The organism is Stenotrophomonas sp. GD03819, assembly GCF_029841665.1.
GTDB classification, from domain to species: domain Bacteria; phylum Pseudomonadota; class Gammaproteobacteria; order Xanthomonadales; family Xanthomonadaceae; genus Stenotrophomonas; species Stenotrophomonas geniculata.
Genome location: NZ_JAOCEW010000011.1, coordinates 1 through 22,643 on the forward strand (window position 1 = coordinate 1; position 22,643 = coordinate 22,643).

19 protein-coding genes are annotated in these 22,643 nt (G+C 68.2%); 12 read left to right on the top strand and 7 right to left on the bottom strand.

The window, feature by feature from the left end; all coding sequences use genetic code 11:
• Window positions 1-286: 286 nt before the first annotated feature.
• Window positions 287-1,498, bottom strand: coding sequence for a tyrosine--tRNA ligase (gene tyrS, locus N5D45_RS08270; RefSeq protein WP_049480350.1), 1,212 nt, complete (start codon window positions 1,496-1,498; stop codon window positions 287-289).
• A gap of 167 nt (window positions 1,499-1,665) precedes the next feature.
• Between tyrS and N5D45_RS08275 the strand changes: the two genes are divergently transcribed.
• Complete coding sequence (locus N5D45_RS08275) at window positions 1,666-3,138, top strand: peptidoglycan DD-metalloendopeptidase family protein (RefSeq protein ID WP_010486866.1); 1,473 nt, start codon at window positions 1,666-1,668, stop codon at window positions 3,136-3,138.
• A 65-nt stretch (window positions 3,139-3,203) separates the two neighbouring features.
• The gene (locus tag N5D45_RS08280; RefSeq protein WP_279938731.1) at window positions 3,204-4,331 is read left to right on the top strand and encodes an anhydro-N-acetylmuramic acid kinase; all 1,128 of its coding nucleotides are present in this window, start codon (window positions 3,204-3,206) and stop codon (window positions 4,329-4,331) included.
• Window positions 4,332-4,410: 79 nt separating this feature from the next.
• Here N5D45_RS08280 and N5D45_RS08285 read toward each other — a convergent pair whose 3' ends face one another.
• The 3 genes from N5D45_RS08285 to N5D45_RS08295 all read right to left on the bottom strand — a co-directional run bounded on the left by N5D45_RS08285 (window position 4,411) and on the right by N5D45_RS08295 (window position 6,889).
• A complete protein-coding gene (locus tag N5D45_RS08285) occupies window positions 4,411-4,641 on the bottom strand; it encodes a hypothetical protein (RefSeq protein ID WP_005407775.1) in 231 nt (76 codons plus the stop codon).
• Window positions 4,642-4,718: 77 nt separating this feature from the next.
• A complete protein-coding gene (locus N5D45_RS08290; protein WP_049455489.1) occupies window positions 4,719-6,092 on the bottom strand; it encodes a muropeptide MFS transporter in 1,374 nt (457 codons plus the stop codon).
• Complete coding sequence (locus N5D45_RS08295) at window positions 6,089-6,889, bottom strand: exodeoxyribonuclease III (protein ID WP_005420469.1); 801 nt, start codon at window positions 6,887-6,889, stop codon at window positions 6,089-6,091. The genes N5D45_RS08290 and N5D45_RS08295 overlap by 4 nt, the downstream gene beginning before the upstream one ends.
• Before the next feature lie 162 nt (window positions 6,890-7,051).
• Between N5D45_RS08295 and pyrE the strand changes: the two genes are divergently transcribed.
• The 8 genes from pyrE (at window position 7,052) to N5D45_RS08335 (ending at window position 16,549) form a co-directional block, all read left to right on the top strand.
• Window positions 7,052-7,711: an orotate phosphoribosyltransferase gene (gene pyrE / locus N5D45_RS08300; protein WP_010486876.1), complete on the top strand. Its 660-nt coding sequence runs from the start codon at window positions 7,052-7,054 to the stop codon at window positions 7,709-7,711.
• Between the two features lie 18 nt (window positions 7,712-7,729).
• Window positions 7,730-8,392, top strand: a complete 663-nt coding sequence (locus N5D45_RS08305) for a hypothetical protein (protein ID WP_279938732.1) — start codon at window positions 7,730-7,732, stop codon at window positions 8,390-8,392.
• A 221-nt stretch (window positions 8,393-8,613) separates the two neighbouring features.
• Entirely contained in the window at window positions 8,614-8,706 is a 93-nt protein-coding gene (locus N5D45_RS08310) for a potassium-transporting ATPase subunit F (RefSeq protein ID WP_005407770.1), read from the top strand.
• A gap of 12 nt (window positions 8,707-8,718) precedes the next feature.
• Window positions 8,719-10,428 (top strand): potassium-transporting ATPase subunit KdpA, encoded by a 1,710-nt coding sequence (gene kdpA, locus N5D45_RS08315; RefSeq protein WP_010486881.1) that lies wholly within the window; start codon window positions 8,719-8,721, stop codon window positions 10,426-10,428.
• 10 nt (window positions 10,429-10,438) lie between these two features.
• The gene (gene kdpB / locus N5D45_RS08320; protein WP_057503979.1) at window positions 10,439-12,496 is read left to right on the top strand and encodes a potassium-transporting ATPase subunit KdpB; all 2,058 of its coding nucleotides are present in this window, start codon (window positions 10,439-10,441) and stop codon (window positions 12,494-12,496) included.
• Complete coding sequence (gene kdpC / locus N5D45_RS08325; RefSeq protein ID WP_143994446.1) at window positions 12,493-13,143, top strand: potassium-transporting ATPase subunit KdpC; 651 nt, start codon at window positions 12,493-12,495, stop codon at window positions 13,141-13,143. Before kdpB ends, kdpC begins: the two co-directional genes overlap by 4 nt.
• A gap of 51 nt (window positions 13,144-13,194) precedes the next feature.
• Window positions 13,195-15,855, top strand: coding sequence for a sensor histidine kinase KdpD (locus N5D45_RS08330; RefSeq protein WP_010486887.1), 2,661 nt, complete (start codon window positions 13,195-13,197; stop codon window positions 15,853-15,855).
• A complete protein-coding gene (locus N5D45_RS08335) occupies window positions 15,836-16,549 on the top strand; it encodes a response regulator transcription factor (RefSeq protein WP_019338804.1) in 714 nt (237 codons plus the stop codon). Before N5D45_RS08330 ends, N5D45_RS08335 begins: the two co-directional genes overlap by 20 nt.
• Before the next feature lie 291 nt (window positions 16,550-16,840).
• On the opposite strand, the gene N5D45_RS08340 is transcribed toward N5D45_RS08335, so the two are convergent.
• Genes N5D45_RS08340 through coaBC form a run of 3 tightly spaced genes read right to left on the bottom strand, consistent with a single transcriptional unit; the run spans window position 16,841 to window position 20,931 of the window.
• A complete protein-coding gene (locus N5D45_RS08340) occupies window positions 16,841-19,186 on the bottom strand; it encodes a phosphomannomutase/phosphoglucomutase (protein ID WP_164193133.1) in 2,346 nt (781 codons plus the stop codon).
• 12 nt (window positions 19,187-19,198) lie between these two features.
• Complete coding sequence (gene dut / locus N5D45_RS08345) at window positions 19,199-19,672, bottom strand: dUTP diphosphatase (protein WP_005411999.1); 474 nt, start codon at window positions 19,670-19,672, stop codon at window positions 19,199-19,201.
• Window positions 19,669-20,931: a bifunctional phosphopantothenoylcysteine decarboxylase/phosphopantothenate--cysteine ligase CoaBC gene (gene coaBC / locus N5D45_RS08350; RefSeq protein WP_010486895.1), complete on the bottom strand. Its 1,263-nt coding sequence runs from the start codon at window positions 20,929-20,931 to the stop codon at window positions 19,669-19,671. Before coaBC ends, dut begins: the two co-directional genes overlap by 4 nt.
• Before the next feature lie 228 nt (window positions 20,932-21,159).
• Between coaBC and N5D45_RS08355 the strand changes: the two genes are divergently transcribed.
• Together N5D45_RS08355 and radC are read left to right on the top strand one after the other, a co-directional pair.
• Entirely contained in the window at window positions 21,160-21,786 is a 627-nt protein-coding gene (locus tag N5D45_RS08355; RefSeq protein ID WP_164193136.1) for a response regulator transcription factor, read from the top strand.
• A 70-nt stretch (window positions 21,787-21,856) separates the two neighbouring features.
• Window positions 21,857-22,561, top strand: a complete 705-nt coding sequence (gene radC / locus N5D45_RS08360; protein ID WP_029550913.1) for a DNA repair protein RadC — start codon at window positions 21,857-21,859, stop codon at window positions 22,559-22,561.
• Window positions 22,562-22,643: the final 82 nt, after the last annotated feature.

Sequence of the window (22,643 nt, forward strand, 5' to 3'; positions counted from 1 at the left end):
GCCAGACTTTTTCAGTCCGTCAACACCTTCGTTCGATCATCTCGTTCGGCGGTGGTGGGCGCCCTGTTGTCGCTGAAGCCCCTTGGTGGCGACCCCTGCGACGGGGGAGGAGAAGTATGTCCCTATTCCCATCGTTTGTGAAGGGGGTGTGGCGACTTTTTTCACCGGATGTTGCATCTGTTCAGCCGTCGCGCTGGGGGAGGACCGCTCGAAGAGCAAGCCAAGCGCGGGCTTGGCTCTACAAGAGCATCAAGGAAGGGCCGGCTGCGCCGGCCCTTCCCTGGTGTCAGCCAGCGACCAGGCGCACGCGGGCGAAGGTGCGCTTGCCGACCTGCAGCAGGCCTTCGAAGCCCGGCTGCAGCACCTGCTGGCCATCTTCCACCACTTCGCCGTCCACTTTCACCGCCCGCTCCTTGAGCTTGCGGTTGGCTTCGGAATTACTCGGGGTCAGCCCGGCCGCGGTCAGCAGTGCGGCGATGCGCAGGCCTTCGGCCGGGATCGCCACGTCCTGCAACGGCAGCTGGGTGATGTCACCCTGCCCGGTTACCGCCGCTTCCCAGCCCGCGATCGCCTGCTCGGCCGCCGCAGCGTCGTGGAAGCGGGTCGCCAGTTCACGCGCCAGGCGCAGCTTGACCACACGCGGGTTCAGGCCGCCAGTGGCCACCTGCTCGCGCAGCTGCACGGCTTCGGCCTGGCTGATGTCGAAGGACAGCAGCTCGATCCAGCGCCACATCAGGGTGTCGTCCACCTTCATGGTCTTGGTGACGATGTCGATGGCCGGCTCGCTGATGCCAATGTAGTTGCCCAGCGACTTGGACATCTTGTTGACGCCGTCCAGGCCTTCCAGCAGCGGCATGGTCAGCACCACCTGCGGCTTCTGGCCGTGATGTTCCTGCAGGCCACGGCCCATCAGCAGGTTGAACTTCTGGTCGGTACCGCCCAGCTCGACGTCGGCCTCCAGGGCCACCGAGTCGTAGCCCTGCACCAGCGGGTACAGGAACTCGTGGATGGCGATGGACTGCTGGGCGGCGTAGCGCTTGGCGAAGTCATCGCGCTCGAGCATGCGCGCCACTGTGTGCTGGCCGGCCAGGCGGATCATGTCCGCCGCGCCCATCTTGCCGAACCACTCCGAGTTGAAGCGGACTTCGGTACGGCTGCGGTCCAGCACCTTGAACACCTGCTCCTCATAGGTACGGGCGTTGGCCAGCACATCCTCGCGGCTGAGCGGCTTGCGGGTCAGGCTCTTGCCGGACGGGTCGCCGATCATGCCGGTGAAGTCGCCGATCAGGAAAACGACCTGGTGGCCGAGGTCCTGGAACTGGCGCATCTTGTTCAGCAGCACCGTATGGCCCAGGTGCAGGTCGGGCGCGGTGGGGTCGAAGCCGGCCTTGATCCGCAGCGGACGGCCTTCCTGCAGGCGCGCACGCAGATCCTCGAGCTTGAGGATCTCGTCGGCACCGCGGCCGATCAGGGCAAGGGCTTCTTCAATCGAGGACACGTGACTACTCCCGGCAACGCCGATTCTTGTGTGGGGTGTTAAAGCAAAGTTAACCCGATTGGCTTCACAAAAGCCAATGGGCACAAGGGTTTGACGCGGTTTTCTCAGGTGTCTATGGTAACCGGCGATCAGGCCCGCGCTCCCGGGCTGCCAGGAAAAAACCGCCGATGCACAATTCCGAACAAGGCCGCGCACGCAAGCAGCGCTTCCAGGAACGCCTCCACGTCCTGCACGACAACGCCCTGCATCGGAAGCTCAGGCAACATCTTCCCGCCGCCTTCAATGAGCGCTGGACCCGCCGCCATTGGATGCATGCCAGCCTGTTCGCGACCATCGGCGCCCTGGTGGCAACGATCGTCCCGGGCTTCTCGCACACCATCGACGCCCCCTTTGCCGACAGCCATACCAGCCTGGCACTGCCGTTGCCGCCGCTGACCATGGCCCGCCAGCAGCAGGTGCCCGGTGATAGCTGGCAGGTGCTGCGCGTGGAGCGCGGCCAGACCCTGAGCGATCTGTTCGACAAGGCGGGCATCCCGGCCACCACCCTGCACCGGGTGCTGGACCACCCCGGTGCACGCGAGGCGCTGACCAAGCTCCGCCCGGGCGCCGAGATCGCCTTTGACATGCCGCTGTCCGGTGACCTGCGCAGCATCCGTTTCGACCGGGATGCCGACAACCGGGTGGAACTGAGCCTGACCGGCGACGACATCAAGGAGAAGGTGACCCAGCGCGAGACCTCCACGCGCACCGTGGTCACCAGCGGCGAGATCACCAGTTCACTGTATGCCGCGGCCCGACGCGCCGGGCTGTCGCCGTCGGCGATCGCGACGATGACCGACGACATCTTCAAGTACGACATCGACTTCTCGAAGGACCTGCAGCCGGGCGACCGCTTCAGCGTGGTGATGGATGAAACCTGGCGCGAAGGCGAGAAGGTGGACACCAGCAAGATCCTGGCGGCGACCTTCACCACCGGTGGCAAGACCTATTCCGGCTTCCGCTTCGACCGCAACGGCAAGTCCGAGTACTACGACATCAACGGCCGTTCGCTGAAGAAAAGCTTCATCCGCATGCCGATCCCGTTCGCGCGGTTGAGCTCGACTTTCGGCGCGCGCAAGCACCCGGTGCTGGGCAAGATGCGCATGCACAAGGGCGTGGACTACGCTGCGCGCACCGGCACCCCGATCATGGCCGCCGGCGATGCCCGCGTGCAGTTCGCCGGCGTGCAGCGCGGCTACGGCAACGTGGTGATCCTCGACCACGGCCGCGGCCACACCACCCTGTACGGGCACATGTCGCGCTTTGCGAACATCAAGACCGGCCAGCGCGTGGCCCAGGGCACGGTGATCGGCTATGTCGGCTCGACCGGCCTGGCCACCGGCCCGCATCTGCACTACGAATTCCGCGTCAACGGCGAGCACCGCAATCCGCTGACCGTGACCATGCCGCCGCCGGAGCCGCTGAAGGGCGCCGAGCTGGTCGCCTTCCGCGCGCAGACCGCACCGGCGATGGCCCGCATCCAGGGCATGGAGAAGCTGATCTACGCCGACGCCAGCCCGGCACCGACCAGCCGCGACGAGGCCGCCCCCGAGGTGGCCAGCGCCAAGGACAAGCAGGCGACCGGCCGCAAGCGCGGCTGAACCCCTGCGTTGACGAAGAAGGACGCGGCAGCCCAAGCTTGCCGCGTCCTTTTTTTATGCCCGCCATGAACACGACTGCCGACGCTGACGCCCCCCTGTACCTTGGCCTGATGTCGGGCACCAGCGCCGACGGCATCGATGCCGCGCTGGTGCAGTTCCCCGCTGGCGGAGGCTGCCGCTTCGTGCACGGGCTGACCGCCCGCTGGGAGCCTGTGCTGCGTGCGCGGCTGGTGGCGCTGGGCGAAGGCGGACCGCTGGACTCGCTGGAGGAGCTGGGCGAGCTGGACGCCCGGATCGCGATCAACTTCGCCGAAGCCGCCAATCAACTGCTGGCCGAGGCCGGCGTGGACCGCAGCCAGGTCCGCGCGATCGGCTCGCACGGCCAGACCGTGCGCCATCGCCCGCTGGCCACCCCCGCCTTCACCGTGCAGCTGGGCGATGGCAACCGCATCGCCGAGCTGACCGGGATCACCACGGTATCCGACTTCCGCCGCCGTGACGTGGCCGCCGGGGGCCATGGTGCGCCGCTGATGCCGGCCTTCCACCTGGGCATGCTGGGCGCCGCCGATGAGGACCGTGCGGTGCTGAACCTGGGCGGCATCGCCAACCTGACCCTGATCCCGCGCGAAGGCGCAGTGCGCGGCTTCGATACCGGCCCGGCCAACGCGCTGATGGATGCCTGGTGCCAGCGCCATACCGGCCGCACCTTCGATGCCGATGGTGCGTACGCTGCCAGTGGCGCGGTAGACGAGGGCCTGCTGGCCGGCTGGCGCTCGGACCCGTGGTTCGCGCTGCCACCGCCGAAGAGCACCGGCCGTGAGCAGTTCCACCTGGCCTGGGCCGAGGGGCACATGGGCGAAGGCCAATACGCTGCCGCCGATGTGCAGGCCACCCTGCTGGAGCTGACCGTGGCAACCGTGGCCGATGCGCTGCTGGCGCAGCAGCCACAGACCCGGCGCCTGCTGGTCTGTGGTGGCGGCGTACGCAACCGGCAGCTGATGAAACGGCTGGCGGCGCGGCTGCCGGGGGTGCAGGTGGAATCCAGCGCGGTGCACCGGCTGGACCCGGAGTACGTGGAGGCCATGGGCTTTGCGTGGCTGGCGCAGCGGACGATGGACGGGCTGGCCGGCAACCTGCCGAGCGTGACCGGGGCCAAGGGGCCGCGGATCCTCGGGGCGATCCACCTGGCGTGAGGTGGCGTCATCCACGCATGGCGTGGATCTACCGGGCAGCCGAGCGTGGGCTCGGCTCTACAGCATTGCGGCGCGGCCGCTAATCGAAGCCCTGCCCTGCGGGCAAGGCCTGCAGGGCGGCGATGGCGTCGGAGAGCGCGTCCACTTCGGGATCACCGAAGCCGGAGCGGACCTCCAGTTCACTGCTGAACAGGCCCTGCTCCAGCAAAGCGGCGCAGGTCTGTTCGTGGGTCCAGCCGCGGGCGACCGCGACGCGTTTGATGCGTTCCAGCAGCAGCGGGTCCAGGTCCCGCAGCACAACGTCGGCCATGCTCGCTTCCCCGTTCGCAAGGCACCGCCCCCTCGGCGCGTCGGGGCGATGATCCCGCAGACCGGACGGGCAGGCAATCAGGTCGAGCTGGAGGCCTGGCGACGGCGCTGCTGCAGGATCAGCAGGGCGCAGAGGATCACCACCGGGATCGCCACCAGCGCGGTACCGACGAAGAACAGCGCGTAGCCTTCCAGCAGCGTCCGGCCCTGTGCGAGCGTCTGTACCGACCACCCCGAGAGCCCCTTGAGCGCCTTGCCGGGCATCGCGTAGAACGAACTCAGCAGCGCGTACTGGGTTGCGGTGTATCCGATGCTGGTCAGGCTGGACATATAGGCGATCAGCGCCGTACCGGCGAAACCGCTGGCGAAGTTGTCGATGGCCATGGCCACAGCAAAATGGGTCGTGTCTGGGCCCGAATAGGCCAGCCAGGCAAATGCGAGGTTGGAGGCCGGCCCCAGCACGGCACCCACCATCAGCGCCGCCAGCACCCCCCAGCGAACCGAGACCAGGCCCGCCGCAGCAATGCCGACGAAGGTCGCGACCAGGCCCACCGAGCCACGCACGGCGCCCACGGTGTCCTCGTCCAGGCCGAGATCGACATAGAAGGGGTTGGCCATCGGCCCCATGACGAAGTCGGCCATGCGATAGACGCTGATGGCCACCAGGATCAGGATCGCGCCGCTGCGATGCTCGCGGACGAAGGCGATGAACGGCCCCGCCACGGCGTCGAACAGGCCGCGCGGCGTCCACAGGGAGGTCGCCTGTGCCTGCACGGCAGCCACTTCCCGCGCGGGTTCACGGGCCATGACCACGGCTACCACGCCAAGCGCCATCAGCACGGCCATGATCTCGTAGGAGACCTGCCAGCCAACACGGGCCGCGATGATCAGGATCAGCGCATCGGTGACCAGCAAGGCAGTGCGGTAGCCCAATGCCGAGGATGAGGTCAGCAGGCCAAGCTGCTCGCTGTTGTCAGCACTTTCAATGCGCCAGGCATCGATGACGATGTCCTGGGTGGCCGAAGCAAACGCCACGATCACGGCCATTACGCCGAACACGACGATGTGCTGCCAGGCGATGCCCAGGAACTGGATCTGGCCGCCCTTGGGCTGGACCAGCGCCATGCCGACAAGGCCCACCACTACGACCAGCTGCGACAGCAGCATCCAGCCGCGGCGGCGGCCGAAACGACCGAACAGAGGCACGTCGGTCTTGTCGACGATCGGCGCCCACAGGAACTTCATGGTGTAGGCCAGCCCGACCCATGACAGGAAACCGATCGTGCTCAGCTCGATGCCTTCCTTGCGCATCCAGAAGCCGAGCGTGTTGCCCACCAGATAGATGGGCAGGCCCGAACTGAAACCGAGCAGCAGCATCGCCAGCACCTTGCGCTGGCTCAGGTTGGACAACACCTGCTGCCACGGTCGGCGCGGCTTGGCGGCCTCGGTCACAGGTCGTAGTCCACGGTGAACGGGGCGTGGTCGGAGAAGCGCTCGTCGCGGTAGATCGAACAGCTACGCAGTTTGTCGCGCAGGCCCGGAGTGATGAACTGGTAGTCGATACGCCAGCCGACGTTGTTCGCACGGGCGGCGCCGCGGTTGCTCCACCAGGTATAGTCCTCGCCGGTGGGGTTGAGCAGGCGGTAGGCATCGGCCCAGCCACGGCCGGCGGCGACATCCGTGGCCTGGCCGTGGTCGGCGCACAGGGCGTTGAGCCAGTCGCGCTCCTCCGGCAGGCAGCCGGAATTCTTCTGGTTGGACTTCCAGTTCTTGATGTCCAGCGCCGAACGCACGATGTTCCAGTCGCCGCACAGCACGTAGTCGCGGCCGCTGCGCGCCCACTCCTCCAGGATCGGCCGCAGCCATTCCATCACTTCGAACTTGAAGCCCTGGCGCAGGTCGCCCGAGCTGCCGGACGGGATGTAGAAGGAGACCACGCTGAGGTTGCCGTAGCGCGCCTCGATGTAGCGGCCTTCGTCGTCGAACGGCGCCCAGCCCAGCGAGGTGATGACCTGGTCCGGCTCGCGCTTGCTGTAGATCGCCACGCCGCTGTAGCCCTTCTTGGTGATGGCGTCGCGATAGAAGCAGTGGTGCCCGTCTGGACGGAACATCGGGTCGGTCAGCTGGTCTTCCTGGGCCTTGGTCTCCTGGATGCACAGGACGTCGGCGTCCTGGGCACGGAACCAGTCGAGGAAGCCCTTGGTCGCGGCGGAACGGATGCCATTGGCGTTGAAACTGATGATGCGCATGCAAGGGACCTACGACAGGAAACCGGGCAAGCATACCGGTTGCCCGCGGGGCTGCGCAGTCTGCCCGGCCAGGCCGCGACGCCCTTCACACGGGTCCGGACGAGCGCGAAACGCCCAGCTGGATTAGGATTTATGCTCCAAATGAAGATGAATCGAGTTTTGATGAGCGACCACCGCCACCGTTTCCTGCAGCTGGCCCTGACCGCCGACGCCCTGCGCTTCGGCCAGTTCACCCTCAAGTCCGGCCGGCTGAGCCCCTATTTCTTCAACGCCGGTCGTTTCGACTCCGGTTCGCTGCTGTCGCAGCTTGGCGCCTGCTACGCCGATGCCATCGATGCCACCGGAATCAAGTACGACGTGGTGTTCGGCCCGGCCTACAAGGGCATCCCGCTGGCCACCGCGATGGCCTGTGAGCTGGCCCAGCGTGGCCGCGACCTGCCGCTGTCGTTCAACCGCAAGGAAGCCAAGGACCATGGCGAAGGCGGCCAGCTGATCGGCGCCGACATGAATGGCAAGCGCGTGCTGATCGTCGACGACGTGATCACCGCCGGTACCGCGATCCGCGAAGCGCTGGGCATCATTCGCGCTGCCGGTGGCACCCCGGCCGGCATCGTGGTGGCGCTTGACCGCCAGGAGATCGCTTCGGAAACCGATCGCCGTTCGGCGGCACAGTCGGTGGCAGAGGAGGCCGGCATTCCGGTGATCGCCGTGGCATCGCTGGCCGATCTGCTTGATTTCGCCTCCGGCAACCCGGAACTTGTGGGCTACCGGCAGCCGCTGGAAGCCTACCGGGCCCAGTACGGCGTCCGTTCGATCCGCTGACCGACCAGGGGAAAGGTCATGTCCCGAGTTCCTGCTGTTCTCTTTGCCGGCCTGCTGCTGGCCGTGCCGTTCACGCTGCCGGCGCAGTCGCGGGGTGGCGACAAGGTGGAGAAGAAGCTGTACTGCTGGAACGAGGGCAAGGAGCGGATCTGCAGTGATTCGCTGCCGGCCGATGCGGTCAACCATGCCCGCGAGGAATTCAACGCGAAAAGTGGCCTGCGCAATGCGCAGGTCCAGCGCGCGTTGACCGACGAAGAGCGTGCCGCCGCCAGCACGGTGGCCGCGCAGCAGCAGCTGGACCTGATGGCCGAGCAGACCCGCCAGCGCACCGAGCAGGCGATGCTGACCACCTATGGCAGCGAGGACGATCTGCGCCGGGTGTTCGCCGAGCGCCAGGAAGTGCTGGACAACAACCTGAAGACGGCCGAGTACAACGTCACCAGCCTGCGCGAGTCGCTGGTGGCCCTGTTGTCGGCCGCCGGCGACCGTGAACTGGCCGGTGGCAAGGTGGCCGACAAGCAGGCCGGGGCGATCCGCCAGCGGCACGTGCAGCTGCAGGCGCAGCAGCGCCTGCAGGCCGGGTTCCTGCAGCAGCAGCAGGCGCTGAAGGCCGAGATCGACAGCACGCTGCAGCGCTACCGCGAGCTGAAGGGCGTGGCACCGGCGAGCCAGGCCCCGTGATTCGCTTGTAGAGCCGAGCCCATGCTCGGCTCCGCGTGACCTTGGGAAAGAGCAGCCGAGCATGGGCTCGGCTCTACAGTAGGCGGCGCCTGGTTACGGCCTGGCCCACGAAATTTATGCACTCTTTACGCGTCGGCCCGGTCCGGCGCGTAGTGCGTTTATGGGCGGCAGGACGACGATGACGACCTGAGGTGGAGGGGTTCCACCAGGACGCTATTGCAATGTCCCCCTGGCTGTCGTTGTTGTGTGGCGTGCTGGTGCTGGTCGCCGCCGCCTATCTTCTCTATGTCGTGCTGCGGCCCGAGTCGTTCTGAGCGGAGCCGGCCATGACTGAGATGCTTGTGATTATTGCCGCCAGCCTGCTGCTGGCGTGGCCGCTGGGCCTGTACCTGGCCCGCGTGATGCGTGGCACGCCGATGAAGGTCGACGTGCTGTTCCACTGGATCGAGAAGCCGCTGTACCGGATGTTCGGTGTTGATCCGGCACGTTCGATGTCCTGGCGCGGCTACGTGCTGGCCTTCGTCCTGAGCAACGTGGTGGTCGCGGTGCTGACCCAGGCGGTGTTCATGACCCAGGCCTGGCTGCCGCTGAATCCGGATCAGATCCCGAACATGCGCTGGGACACCGCGCTGCACACGATGATCTCGTTCCTGACCAACACCAACCAGCAGCACTATTCGGGCCAGGCGCAGCTGTCCTACCTCTCGCAGATGACCGGCATCACCGGCCTGCAGGTGGTGACGCCGATGATGGGCCTGGCGCTGGCGGTAGCGACACTGCGCGCGCTGTTCTCGCGTGCGCCGCAGGCTGCGGCCGCCACCGGCAGCGGCGATGACCGCCAGGTGGCGGTGGGCAACTACTACGTGGACGTGGTGCGCCTGTGCGTGCGCTTCCTGCTGCCGCTGTGCCTGGTGTGGACACTGGTGCTGACCAGCCAGGGCGTGCCGTCGACGATGGCCGGTGGGCCACAGGCCACGCCGATCGATGCCAGCGCCGGCATGGCCGGACAGAAGCTGCCGTTGGGTCCGGTGGCGGCAATGGTCGCGGCCAAGCAGCTGGGTGCCAACGGTGGCGGCTGGTACGGCCCGAACAGCAGCTTCCCGCTGGAGAACCCGACCCCGCTGTCGAACGCGCTGGAGATCGTCGGCATCCTTCTGGTGCCGATGGCGGTGATCTTCATGATCGGCGCGTTCACCGGCCGGCGCCGCTTCGGCGCCCTGGTGTTCAGTTGCATGCTGGGCATGTCGCTGCTGTCCACCGGCGCGATGATGTGGAGCGAAGGGCATAGCGCCAGCGCCGCCACGCCGTTGCTGATGGAAGGCAAAGAGGTGCGCTTCGGTGCCGACGGCACTGCGCTGTGGGCGGCGGTGACCACCCAGGTCTCGAACGGCTCGGTCAACGGCATGCACGATTCGCTGGCGCCGCTCAGTGGCGGCATCGCGATGGTCAACATGCTGGTCAGCGCGATCTGGGGCGGCATTGGCTGTGGCCTGCAGCAGTTCATCGTGTACCTGCTGCTGGGCGTGTTCCTGGCCGGGTTGATGACCGGGCGCACGCCGGAACTGTTCGGCCGCAAGCTGGAGACGCCACAGGTCCGCCTGTTGGCCCTGCTGGTGCTGCTGCAGCCGATCACCCTGCTGGTGTTCACCGCGATCACCCTGGCCGTACCCGGCCTGGCGGGCACGTCCAACCCCGGTTTCCATGGCATCAGCCAGGTCTTCTACGAATACGTCTCGGCCTATGCCAACAACGGTTCGGGCTTCGAAGGGCTGGGTGACGCCACGCTGTGGTGGAACCTGAGCTGCTCGCTGGTGCTGCTGCTGGGCCGCTTCCCACTGCTGATCATCCCGCTGGTGGTGGCCGCACAGCTGGCCGCCAAGCGCCAGGCGCCGGAGTCTGCCGGCAGCCTGCAGATCGAAACGCCGACCTTCGCCCTGACCCTGGTCTCGGTGATCGTCATCCTGACCGTGCTGCAGTTCATGCCGGCGCTGGTACTCGGCCCGATTGCCGACCACCTGAGCCTGGGACTGCACTGAGGACACCCCCATGAGTAGTCATGCAAGTTCAACCCGTAGTTCCCATGCGCCGCGCCCTGCCCTGCTCGATGCCGCCGGCCTGCGCCGTGCGCTGATCGAGGCGGTGCGCAAGCTGTCGCCGATGCATCTGGTGCGCAGCCCGGTGATGGCGGTGGTGATGGCCGGCACGATCGTGGCAGCGATCGTCACCCTGACCGGCAATGCGCCGCTGGGCTTCGGCCTGGCGGTGACCGCGATCCTGCTGGTGACCGTGCTGTTCGGCAACTTCGCCGAGGCGGTGGCCGAAGCCCGCGGCCGTGGCCAGGCCGCCTCGCTGCGCCGTGCCCGCCAGGATCTGGTGGCGCGCCGGCTGGCTGCGCCGCAGCCGGGCGCGGCCGAAACCCAGGTACCCGCCGCCGAACTGCGCCCGGGCGACCATGTGATCGTCAGTGCCGGTGAGCTGGTGCCGGCCGACGGCGAGATCGTGCAGGGCCTGGCCACCATCAACGAAGCGGCGGTGACCGGCGAATCGGCACCGGTGCTGCGCGAGGCTGGCACCGACCGTTCCGGTGTGATCGGCGGCACCAAGGTGCTGTCCGACCAGATCATCGTGCGGGTGACCGCCGAGCCGGGCCACAGCTTCCTGGACCGGATGATTGCCCTGGTGGAGGGTGCCAACCGCCAGAAGACCCCGAACGAGATCGCGCTGACCCTGCTGCTGGCGGCGATGACGCTGACCTTCCTGGTGGTGGTGGCGACGCTGCCTGCGATCGGCGCCTCCGTGGGCGTCAAGGTCGACCCGCTGTTGCTGATCGCGCTGCTGGTGTGCCTGATCCCGACCACCATCGGCGGGCTGCTGCCGGCCATCGGCATCGCCGGCATGAACCGTGCGCTGGCCGCCAATGTGCTGGCCAAGTCGGGCAAGGCGGTGGAGGTGGCCGGCGACGTCGACGTGCTGCTGCTGGACAAGACCGGCACCATCACCTACGGCGACCGCCAGGCCAGCCACTTCCATCCGTTGGCCGGTATCGATGCCAGCCAGCTGCGTGAAGCGGCGCTGCTGTCTTCGCTGGCCGACCCGACCCCGGAAGGCAAGTCGATCGTGCGCCTTGCGCGCGAACAGGGCTGCGCCACCGCCGAACCGAACCATGCCGACTACCTGGCCTTCACTGCCCAGACCCGCATGTCCGGCGTGGACCTGGAACATGGGCGGCAGATCCGCAAGGGTGCCGCCGATGCGATCCGTGCTCACGTGCAGGCGCTGGGTGGCAACGTGCCTGCGGAACTTGCAGGTCGCGTCGAGCAGGTGGCGCGCAACGGCGCCACCCCGCTGGTGGTGGCCGAGGGCCGCCACGTGCTGGGCGTGATCGAGCTGTCGGACGTGGTCAAGCACGGCATGCGCGAGAAGTTCGCGCAGCTGCGGGCGATGGGCATCCGCACGGTGATGATCACCGGTGACAACCCGCTGACCGCCGCCGCCATCGCTGCCGAGGCCGGTGTGGACGACTACATCGCCGAAGCGCGGCCGGAAGACAAGCTGGCGCGCATCCGCCAGGAGCAGGCCGGTGGCCGCCTGGTGGCGATGGTCGGCGACGGTACCAACGACGCCCCGGCGCTGGCCCAGGCCGACATCGGCCTGGCGATGAACTCCGGCACGCAGGCGGCGAAAGAGGCCGGCAACATGGTCGACCTGGATTCGGACCCGGCCAAGCTGCTGGCGGTGGTGGAAGTGGGCAAGCAGCAGCTGATCACCCGCGGCGCGCTGACCACCTTCTCGCTGGCCAACGACGTCTCCAAGTACTTCGCGATCCTGCCGGCGCTGTTCGCCGCTGCCGTTCCGACCATGGCCGCACTGAACGTGATGCAGCTGTCGAGCCCGCGCAACGCCGTGCTGGCGGCGCTGATCTTCAACGCCCTGGTGATTCCCGCCCTGATTCCGCTCGCCCTGCGTGGCGTGCGCTTCCGCCCGGCCACCGCAACGGCGCTGCTGCGCCGGAACATGCTGGTGTACGGCCTCGGCGGCGTGCTGCTGCCGTTCGCGGCAATCAAGGCGATCGACCTCCTTCTTGTCCTGGTATTCGGCGCATGAACCGTACTGTTTCCACTTCGTCTTCCCTTCCCCGCGAACAGAAAGCCGAGGCCCGCGTGGCCAGCCTGCAGGAGGGCGCAAGCTGGCGCCCGGCGATCGGCCTGGGCCTGGCCACGCTGCTGCTGGCCGGCGCGGTCTACGCCGGTATCGCCACCGGTTTCGCCGGCCTGGCCTACCCGACCCAGGCCGAGGGCAGCCTGCTGCGCGATGGCAACGGCCAGGTACGCGGCTCGGCATGGCTGTCGCAGCCGTTCACCGGTGACGGCTACTTCCAGGCGCGCCCGTCGGCCGCCAACTACGACCCGATGGCCGCGGCCGGTTCCAACATGGCGCGCAGCAACCCGGCACTGGCCGAGCGCGTGGCTGCCAGCACGGCTGCGGTAGCCGCACGCGAAGGTGTCGCGCCGGCGCAGGTGCCTGCGGATCTGGTCACCCAGTCCGCAGGCGGCCTGGATCCGCAGCTGTCGCCGGCGGCGGCTCAGCTGCAGGTGGCACGCGTAGCGCGTGCCCGTGGCCTGCCGGTGGCGCGCGTACAAGCGCTGGTGCAGGCGCATACCGAAGGCCGCCAGTGGGGCCTGTTCGGCCAGCCGCGGGTGAACGTGGTGACGCTGAACTTCGCGCTGGACCACGCGGCCAAGGCGCCGTGATGCCGACCTGCACCGGCTGCGCGCACAATGGCGGGCATGACAGCGGCACCCATGACTGATGCGCGTACCCGCCAGGCCGATGCCCTGGTCGAAGGCCTGCAACGCGAAGCCGGCGGCAAGCTGACCGTGTTCCTCGGCGCGGCGCCGGGCGTGGGCAAGACCTACACCATGCTGACCCGCGCGCAGGAACAGCTGCGCCGCGGCGTTGACCTGGTGGTCGGGCTGGTGGAAACCCACGGCCGCGCCGATACCCAGGCGCTGCTGGAGGGCCTGCCGCAGCTGTCGCTGAAAGCGGTGGCCTACCACGGCCACACCCTGCAGGAGATGGACCTGGATGCCGTGCTCGCGCGGCACCCAGCGCTGGTACTGGTGGATGAACTGGCCCATCGCAACGCGCCGGGCAGCCGCCATGAGCGGCGCTGGCAGGATGTGATGGAGCTGCTGGACGCCGGCATCGACGTCTGGACCACGGTCAACATCCAGCATCTGGAAAGCCTCAACGATGTGGTGATGCGCATCACCGGCGTACGCGTCAGCGAGACCGTGCCGGACGGTGTGCTCGACCGACTGCACGACATCGTGCTGGTGGACCTGCCGCCGCGCGAACTGATCGCGCGCCTGCAGCAGGGCAAGGTCTATGTGCCCGAACAGGCCGCACAGGCACTGCAGGCGTTCTTCTCACCGGCCAACCTGACCGCGCTGCGCGAACTGGCGATGCAGGAGGCCGCCGACCGCGTCGACAGCAGCCTGCGCGAAACCCGCGCCGCGCGTGGCGAAGGCAATCTGCCCCTGCGTCGCGGCGTTCTGGTGGCCATTGATGGCGGCGGCCAGAGCGAATACCTGGTGCGCGTGGCGCGGCGCATCGCAGAGCGCCGTGACGCGCCGTGGACGGTAGTGACCGTGCAGGGCCGGCGCCAGGACGAGGCGACCCGGCGCGAGATCGATGCGGCCTTTGCGCTGGCAAGGCGGCTGGGCGGCGACGCCGAACTGCTGCATGGATCGAGCATCGCCGATGCCCTGCTCGACCATGCCGCACACAACGGCGTGTCGACCCTGGTGCTGGGCCGGACCCGCGAACGTCCACTGGCACGGATGTTCAACCGCACCCTGACCCAGCAGCTGATCCAGCGTGGCGCGCATTACGAGATCACCATCATCAGCACACCGCAGGCACGCGCACGCTCGCGCCGCGAGAGCCTGCTGCCGCCAATGCGCGGTATCAGTCATGAACCGGCACAAGCCCTGATCGCTACCGCGCTGGCCTGTGCGGTGGCGTGGCTGGCCGAACACTGGGTGGGCATGGCCGACCTGTCGATGGTGTTCATCGTCGCGGTGGTGCTGGTGGCGGCGCGCACCCGCGCCAGCGTGGCGGTGATGGCGGCGATCCTGTGCTTCCTGGCCTACAACTTCCTGTTCATCGCGCCACGCTTCACCTTCGCCATCGGCGCGCGCCAGGGCGTGATCACCGTGTTCCTGTTCCTGGCCGCCGCGCTGGTGGCCGGACGCCTGGCCTCGCGCCTGCGCATGCAGGTGATCGCGCTGCGTGCCGCCAACCGCCATGCGCGTGCGCGTCAGCAGTTGGGCCGCCAGCTGGCCAGTGCCGCCGGCAACGGAGAGGTGGCACAGGCGGGTCGGCATGCACTGGAACAGGCCATGGACGTGCCGGCGTGGCTGCGGATCGGCGCCGATACCGCAACTGGTGGCCGCAGCCAGCCTGGCGATACCGATCTGGCCGCCGCCGACTGGGCGCTGCGCCACGGCCAGCCCAGCGGCCGCTTCACCGACACTCTGGCCGGCGCGCAATGGTGGTTCCTGCCGCTGCTGGATGGCGAAGACCGCGCGATCGGCGTGGCCGGCCTGTATCTGCCCGGCGCGCAGGCGCGCCTGCTGCCCGAGCAGCGGCAGCTGGCCGAAGCGATGGTGGATGACATCGCGCAGGCCGCGCTGCGCACGCGGCTGGTGGCCGAACTGGAACAGGCCCACGTCAGCAACGAGACCGAGCGATTGCGCTCGGCCCTGCTCTCTTCGGTATCGCACGATCTGCGCTCGCCGCTGGCGGCGATGATCGGTTCGGCCGACAGCCTGGCCAGCTACGGTACGGCGATGGATACAGCCGATCGCCGTGCCCTGCTGGACACCATCCTGGTCGAGGGCGAACGGCTGGACCGCTACATCCAGAACCTGCTGGACATGACCCGCCTCGGCCACGAAGGATTGAAGATCAACCGCGACTGGATCGGCGTGGACGAACTGATCGGCTCGGCGGCGCGGCGCCTGCAGCGCTACCAGCCCAAGGTACGGCTGGAGCTGGATATTCCCTCCACGCTGGCGCCGATCTGGGTGCACCCGGCGCTGGTCGAGCAGGCCGTGTTCAATGTGATGGAAAACGCGGCCAAGTTCTCGCCGCCCGATGCCGCCGTGCAGGTGCAGGCGCGCGAGCTGGACGGCCAGCTGCGCATCGACGTGATCGATGCCGGCCCCGGCATTCCCGATGACGAGCGTGCGCGCATCTTCGACATGTTCTACAGCGTCGAGCGCGGCGACCGCGGCCGCCACGGCACCGGTCTGGGCCTGACCATCTGCCAGGGCATGATCGGCGCGCATGGCGGCAGCGTGCAGGCGCTGCCCGGACGCGACGGTCGCGGTACCCTGATCCGCATCACCCTGCCCCTGCTCAAGCCAGCCTCCCACGATGAGCCCGACCCCGATTGATGCCAGCGTGCCGGCCGCGCGCGTGCTGGTGATCGATGATGAAACCCAGATCCGCCGGTTCCTGGATATCAGCCTGCGCGCGCAGGGCTACCAGGTACGGCAGGCCGCGACCGGCCAGGAAGGCCTGGAGATGGCCGCCAGCGAAGACATGGACCTGGTGATCCTGGACATCGGCCTGCCGGACATGGAAGGCCACGAGGTGCTGGAGCAGCTGCGGCAATGGAGCCAGGTGCCGGTGATCATGCTGACCGTTCGCGCCGGCGAAACCGAGAAGGTGCGGGCGCTGGACAACGGCGCCAACGACTACGTGACCAAACCCTTCGGTACCCAGGAGCTGATGGCGCGGGTACGGGCGCTGCTGCGCACGCGCAGCGTGCCCAGCGACGGCACCCCGCCGGTGTTCGACGATGGCCATCTGCATGTGGACCTGGTGCGCCGTGAAGTGGCACTCGATGGCGAGCCGGTGGCACTGACGCGCAAGGAATACGCGCTGCTGTCGCTGCTGCTGCGCAATGCCGGGCGCGTGGTGACCCAGCCGCAGATCCTGCAGGAGATCTGGGGGCCGACCCACCAGCACGACACCCATTACCTGCGCATCCTTGTCGGCAAGCTGCGGCACAAGCTGGGTGATTCGGCGCTGGATTCGCGCTACCTGTTCACCGAACCGGGCGTGGGATTGCGGTTCAAGGGGTGAGGGTGTGTCGACCAAGGTCGACACCCACCAAAGCGAATTCGGAAGAACATCCACGCATGGCGTGGATCTACTGTGTCGACCAAGGTCGACACCTACCAACAGCTCCAGGACATTGTCAGGGGTGGGGCGGTGTCGGAGTGCGGGGTGTCAGCCGCATGGATGCGGCTGCCAAGCTTACAGGGACGTACTTGCTGCGTCCCCGCACTCCGACACCGCCCCGCCATCCCACGGATAGCCGGCCTTTGACGTTGACGTTGATTCGGCGGGTGCCGGGCGCAGCCCGGCCCCACCTCAGAACCCCAGTGGGGTCTCGCCCAGCACCGGTTGCAGCTGGCTGCGGAACAGCGCCTGGATGCGTTCCAGTGCCGCCTCGTCGTTGCCCTCGAAGCGCAGCACCAGCACCGGCGTCGTATTGGAGGCACGCACCAGGCCCCAGCCATCGGGGAAGTCCACACGCAGGCCGTCGATGGTCGACAGGCGGCCGCCCACATACGGGTTGTCCGGTGACTGCGCCGCCGCCACCAGCATCGCCACCAGCGCATGTGACGTACCGTCGGCCACCGGCACCTTCAGCTCCGGCGTGGCCACCATCTCCGGCAGCTCTGCCAGTACCTCATCCGGGGTCTCCTCGCGCTGGGCCAGGATCTCCAGCAGGCGCGCCGCCGCATACAGGCCATCGTCGAAACCGAACCAGCGCTCCTTGAAGAAGAAGTGGCCGCTCATCTCGCCGGCCAGCTCTGCATCGGTCTCGCGCATCTTCGCCTTCATCAGCGAATGCCCGGTCTTCCACATCAGCGGGCTGCCACCATTGCGCAGCACGTGGTCGGACAGCTTGCCGGTGCACTTCACGTCGTAGATCACCATCGCGCCGGGGTTGCGCATCAGCACATCGGCGGCAAACAGCATCAGCAGGCGGTCGGCATAGATGATCCTGCCTTCGCCGGTGACCACGCCCAGCCGGTCGCCATCGCCATCGAAGGCGACACCGAGGTCGGCGCCGAAGCGCTTGACCGTCTGCACCAGGTCTTCCAGGTTGGCCGGTTCGCTCGGGTCGGGATGATGGTTGGGGAAGGTACCGTCGACATCGCAGTACAGCGGAATGACTTCAGCACCGATCGCTTCCAGCAGCTGCGGTGCGAGCGCACCGGCGACGCCGTTGCCGGCATCGGCCACGACCTTCAACGGGCGGTCCAGCTGCACGTCGTCGGCGATGCGCTGGATGTAGTCGGCACTGACATCGCGCTGCTGGTAATCGCCCGGCTCGGCGGCCTGTACCAGGCGGCCTTCGATGATGCGCTGGTAGAGATCGGTGATGGCATCGCCGGACAGCGTCTCGCCGCCGATGACCACCTTGAAGCCGTTGTACTCGGGCGGGTTATGACTGCCGGTGACCGCCACGCAGGTGCCGGTGCGCAGATGGAAGGCGGCGTAGTACACGACCGGGGTCGGTGCCAGGCCGATGTCGATCACCGCGCAACCGGCGCGCCTCAGGCCCTCGGCCAACCCTGCGGCCAGTTCCGGGCCGGACAGGCGGCCGTCGCGGCCGATCACCACCTCGCGCAGGCCCTGCTCCAGTGCCACGGTACCGATGGACTGGCCGATCAGCGCCGCCGTCTTCGGCGTCAGTTGGCTGCCCACCACGCCGCGGATGTCGTAGGCGCGGAAGATACCGGCCGCCAGTTCCTCGGCCGGAACCGGCGGCGGGGGCGGCGGTGCACTTTCAGTTGTGCTGGCCTCGGCCACCGGCGGCGGCGCCATCTGCAGGCTCTCGCTCAGGGTCGGGCCATGATCCGCTTCCGCCACGGCCGCACGGCGCGGCAGCGGCAGCGTCTTCGGCAGGCGGCCGCGACCCACCACCAGCAGCACGGCGATGAACGCCAGCAGCAGCGCAACGATGGCGCTGGCCAGCGAACCCAGGCCCAGCGGACCGGGTTCGACATTGGGTACCGCGGCCACCAGCCGCAACGGCGTACCCGGAATCGGCCGCGCCAATGCTTCGGCACTTTCAGCCAGGCTGGCATCGCCCTGGGCGACGAGGTCATGCGCGCCCTGGCGCAGGCCAAGGAAACCGGCCGATGGCGCACTCACCTGGTCCAGCGGCGAGGTCAGTCGCAGCAATGGCTGGCGCACGTAGAGCACTGCCGGGCCCAGGCTGCCCAGCGGCACCGGTGCCGCCAGGCCAAGACGATTGCCACCCCCATCGCGGACCACGCGCAGGCTGGGGCCGGTCTCGGCCAATGCGGCTTCCAGCAGCGCCAACCGGGCATAGCCGAAGGTCGCCGGGTCGGCGTAGGCGTTGGCCAGATCGGCGGTCAGTACTTCGGCGTGCTCGACGCCGGTCCAGCTCTCGCGGACCGCGAGTGCCGCCGCAGCGGCATCGCCGGCCTGCAGCGCCTGCTGCACGCGCTCGTTCTTCAGCTGCTGCTGCAGCTGCTTCAGCTGGCCGGCAGCGGCCTCCTGCAGGCCTTGCACAGCCTGGTCACGCGCAGCTTCCAGCGCCTGGCCGTTGGCCTCCTGGCGCCATTGCTGCACCGCGCTCCATCCGAACCAGCCAGCCAGCAGGACCAGCAGCACCCCCAGTAGTGGCGCACTGCGTCCCAACGACCGTCCCCGCTGTCCTTCCCCGATGCCGCTCATCGATGTCCCCTGTCAACGCACCCCGGTATGGCCGAATCCACCCGTTCCCCGCACGCTGTCGGTGAAAGTATCCACCACCTGCAGGCTGACGCGGGCAATCGGCACGACCACCAGCTGCGCGATGCGATCGCCCGGCTCGATGGTGAAGGCCTCGCGGCCACGGTTCCAGACGCTGATCAGCAGCGGGCCCTGGTAATCGGCGTCGATCAGGCCGGTGCCGTTGCCGAGCACGATGCCGTGGCGGTGACCCAGCCCGGAACGCGGCAGGATCACCGCGCACAGGTGCGGATCGGCGATATGGATGGCCAGGCCGCTGGGCACCAGCGCGGTGTCGCCCGGCTGCAGGGTCAGCGCGGTATCCAGCGCCGCGCGCAGGTCCATGCCGGCGCTGGCTTCGGTGGCGTAGGCCGGCAGCGGCCAGCTGTCGCCGAAGCGCGGATCGAGCAGCTTGACCTGCAGCGGTTGGGAAGTGAAAGCCTGGGTCATGCCTGGAGTCTCCGCGCGATCAGCGCCAGCAGTTGTTCGGCCAGCTCGCGCTTGGAGGTGGCCGGGAATACCTGTTCACCGTCCTGCCAGAAGGCAGTGGCGGCGTTGTTGTCGCTCTCGAAACCGCCGCCGCTGATGCCGACCTGATTGGCGATCACCAGGTCCAGGCGCTTGTCGACCAGCTTGCCGCGTGCGTACTTCTCCACGTCGTGGGTTTCGGCGGCAAAGCCGACCACCAGCTTCAGCGACTGCGTCTGCGCGGCGACTTCGGCCAGGATGTCCGGCGTGCGCACCAGCTCGATCACCAGCGACTGGCTGTCGGCGGTCTTCTTCAGCTTCTGCGCAGCCACCTGGCGCGGTGTGTAGTCGGACACCGCGGCGGCACCGATATAGATGTCGGCCGGCAGCGACTTCAGCACGGCATCGCGCATCTGCGCGGCCGAGCGCACGTCCACGCGCTGCACGCCGGGCGGCGTCGGCAGCTGCACCGGGCCGCTGACCAGCACCACCTGGGCGCCCATCGTCGCGGCGGCCGCGGCCAGGGCAAAGCCCATCTTGCCGCTGCTGCGGTTGCCGACGTAGCGCACCGGATCGATGTCTTCATAGGTCGGGCCAGCGCTGATCAGCAGGCGCAGGCCCTGCAGCGCGCGGGTTTCCGGTGCGGCAGCCGCCGCCGTGGTACTGCCATTGGCGGCCAGCGCGGCGACGATGTCGCCGGGCTCGGCCAGACGGCCGGGACCGGATTCGCCCTCGGCCAGCGGACCGTCGACCGGGCCGATCACCTGCGCGCCGCGCTGGCGCAGCAGGGCGATGTTGGCCTGGGTGGCCGGATGCAGCCACATGCGGTGGTTCATCGCCGGGCAGATCGTCAACGGCGCGGTGCTGGCCAGGCACAACGTGCTGACCAGGTCATCGGCATGGCCCTGCGCCAGCCGGGCCAGCAGATCGGCGGTCCCCGGGGCGACCACGATGCGGTCGGCCCAGCGGGCCAGCTCGATGTGGCCCATGGCCTGTTCGGCGGCGCTGTCCCACAGCGTGGTGCGGGTCGGCTGCCCGGACAGGGCCTGGAAACTGAGCGGAGTGACGAACTGCTGGGCACCGGCGGTCATCGCCACCTGCACCTGGGCACCGGCGTCGCGCAGGCGCCGCACCAGTTCCAGCGCCTTGTACGCCGCGATCCCGCCTCCGACACACAACAGCAGTTTCTGACCTTCCAGCGCGCGCGCCGGCGCGGGGGAAGCGTTGGGGGAGTCAGCCACCTGGAATTCCTGTGCAAACGAGGGCGCTAGCTTACCCGATGGCCGGTAATGTCCCGGTACAGGGCGCACATAGCGGGCGGCTATCAGCAGATGGAATCCGCCTGCGTTGACCCGGGATTCACCCGGTAACAGTTTCGGACCTTTCCTATACCCCTACGTCTCTGTGCTTTTGCAGAATCAGGCATTGGCTGCCGCCCGCCGTGGCCTGTTCGACCTTCGAGGAGCCTCGTGCATCCACGCATCATCATCGCCGACGACCATCCCGTGGTCCTGCATGGCATCCGTGTCGTGCTGCAGACCCACCTGATGGACATCGTCGGCAGTGCGCGTGACGGCGCCCAGCTGCTGGAGCTGGTGGACCAGCACGACTGCGATGCGGTGCTGACCGACCTCTCGATGCCGGGTGCCGGCCCGGACGGTCCGGAGCTGATCGACGCGCTGCGCATGCGCTGCCCTGGCCTGCCGGTGGTGGTGCTGACCGGCGCCCGTCATCCCGGCCTGCTGGACGGACTGCTGCGGGAGGGCATCAGTGGCCTGGTCGACAAGTGCGCCGATTTCGCCGAACTGCCCCAGGCGCTGAACGCCGCGATGGCGGGGCAGGTATTCGTCTCCCAGCAGCTGCGCCACCACCTGCAGGCACGCGACCTGCTGTTTCCGCGCGAGCCGGCGCCGCTGTCGGCACGCGAACAGGAAGTGCTGGAACTGCTGGCGGCCGGTCTCAATGTAAACCAGGTCGCCGAGCGCTGTGGGCGCAGCCCGAAGACCATCAGCCGGCAGAAGGCCGAAGCCAAGCGCAAGCTGGGCCTGCAGAACAACCAGGAACTGTTCGACTACCTGCAGACCCGGCGCGACTGAGGCATCGACCGACCCGGGCCCGCGGCAAGCCCCGATGGGAGATGCCGCCGAAGCTGGCGATGATGCAGGCATGCCCATCCACGACTGGCCCGAACAGGAACGCCCCCGCGAGAAGCTGATCGCGCGCGGGCCCACGTCACTTTCCGACGCCGAGCTGCTGGCCCTGTTTCTCGGCTCCGGGTTCGGTGGCCGCGATGCCGTGCAGACCGCGCGCGACCTGCTGCAGGCGCATGGCCCGTTACGGGTGCTGCTCGATCGCCCCGCGCGGGAGCTGGCGCGCCTGCCCGGGCTGGGTCCGGCGCGCAGCTGTACCCTGGTTGCTGGGCTGGAACTGGCCCACCGCTACCTGGCCGCCGAGCTAGAACACGGCGAAGCGGTCGGCAACAACCCGGCCGCGGTCGGACGCTATCTGCAGCACCGCCTGCGGGGGCAGGCACGGGAGATCTTCATGGCCCTGTTCCTGGACAATCGCCACCGCCTGATCGCCTGCGAGGAACTGTTCCACGGCACCATCAACGCCGCACCGGTCTACCCCCGCGAAGTGGTGCGGCGCGCCCTGCTGCACAACGCAGCGGCGGTGATCCTCAGCCACAACCACCCTTCCGGCGACCCGGAACCCTCCAGCGCCGATACCCGCATCACCGACGAACTGCAGCAGGCGCTGGCGATGGTGGACGTGCGCCTGCTGGACCACTTCGTGGTGGGCGAGGGCCGTCCCGTTTCATTTGCTGAACGGGGACTTCTGTCCGCGCCCCAGCCGCGCCTGTTCGGCTGAGCACGGCCCCTTCAGGCGCCATCGGCCGCCCCCACAGGCATGTTCTGGTCAGCGTGGGCGCGGGTATCTGCGCTAAAATGGG

Coding starts and splice junctions, on each gene's coding strand:
- kdpA (WP_010486881.1), top strand. CDS start 8,719: ATGACTGAGATGCTTGTGATTATTGCCGCCAGCCTGCTGCTGGCGTGG.
- N5D45_RS08295 (WP_005420469.1), bottom strand. CDS start 6,889: ATGCGCATCATCAGTTTCAACGCCAATGGCATCCGTTCCGCCGCGACC.
- N5D45_RS08310 (WP_005407770.1), top strand. CDS start 8,614: ATGTCCCCCTGGCTGTCGTTGTTGTGTGGCGTGCTGGTGCTGGTCGCC.
- N5D45_RS08280 (WP_279938731.1), top strand. CDS start 3,204: ATGAACACGACTGCCGACGCTGACGCCCCCCTGTACCTTGGCCTGATG.
- N5D45_RS08285 (WP_005407775.1), bottom strand. CDS start 4,641: ATGGCCGACGTTGTGCTGCGGGACCTGGACCCGCTGCTGCTGGAACGC.
- dut (WP_005411999.1), bottom strand. CDS start 19,672: ATGACCCAGGCTTTCACTTCCCAACCGCTGCAGGTCAAGCTGCTCGAT.
- pyrE (WP_010486876.1), top strand. CDS start 7,052: ATGAGCGACCACCGCCACCGTTTCCTGCAGCTGGCCCTGACCGCCGAC.
- N5D45_RS08335 (WP_019338804.1), top strand. CDS start 15,836: ATGAGCCCGACCCCGATTGATGCCAGCGTGCCGGCCGCGCGCGTGCTG.
- N5D45_RS08340 (WP_164193133.1), bottom strand. CDS start 19,186: ATGAGCGGCATCGGGGAAGGACAGCGGGGACGGTCGTTGGGACGCAGT.
- N5D45_RS08330 (WP_010486887.1), top strand. CDS start 13,195: ATGACTGATGCGCGTACCCGCCAGGCCGATGCCCTGGTCGAAGGCCTG.
- N5D45_RS08275 (WP_010486866.1), top strand. CDS start 1,666: ATGCACAATTCCGAACAAGGCCGCGCACGCAAGCAGCGCTTCCAGGAA.
- kdpB (WP_057503979.1), top strand. CDS start 10,439: ATGAGTAGTCATGCAAGTTCAACCCGTAGTTCCCATGCGCCGCGCCCT.
- radC (WP_029550913.1), top strand. CDS start 21,857: ATGCCCATCCACGACTGGCCCGAACAGGAACGCCCCCGCGAGAAGCTG.
- N5D45_RS08305 (WP_279938732.1), top strand. CDS start 7,730: ATGTCCCGAGTTCCTGCTGTTCTCTTTGCCGGCCTGCTGCTGGCCGTG.
- kdpC (WP_143994446.1), top strand. CDS start 12,493: ATGAACCGTACTGTTTCCACTTCGTCTTCCCTTCCCCGCGAACAGAAA.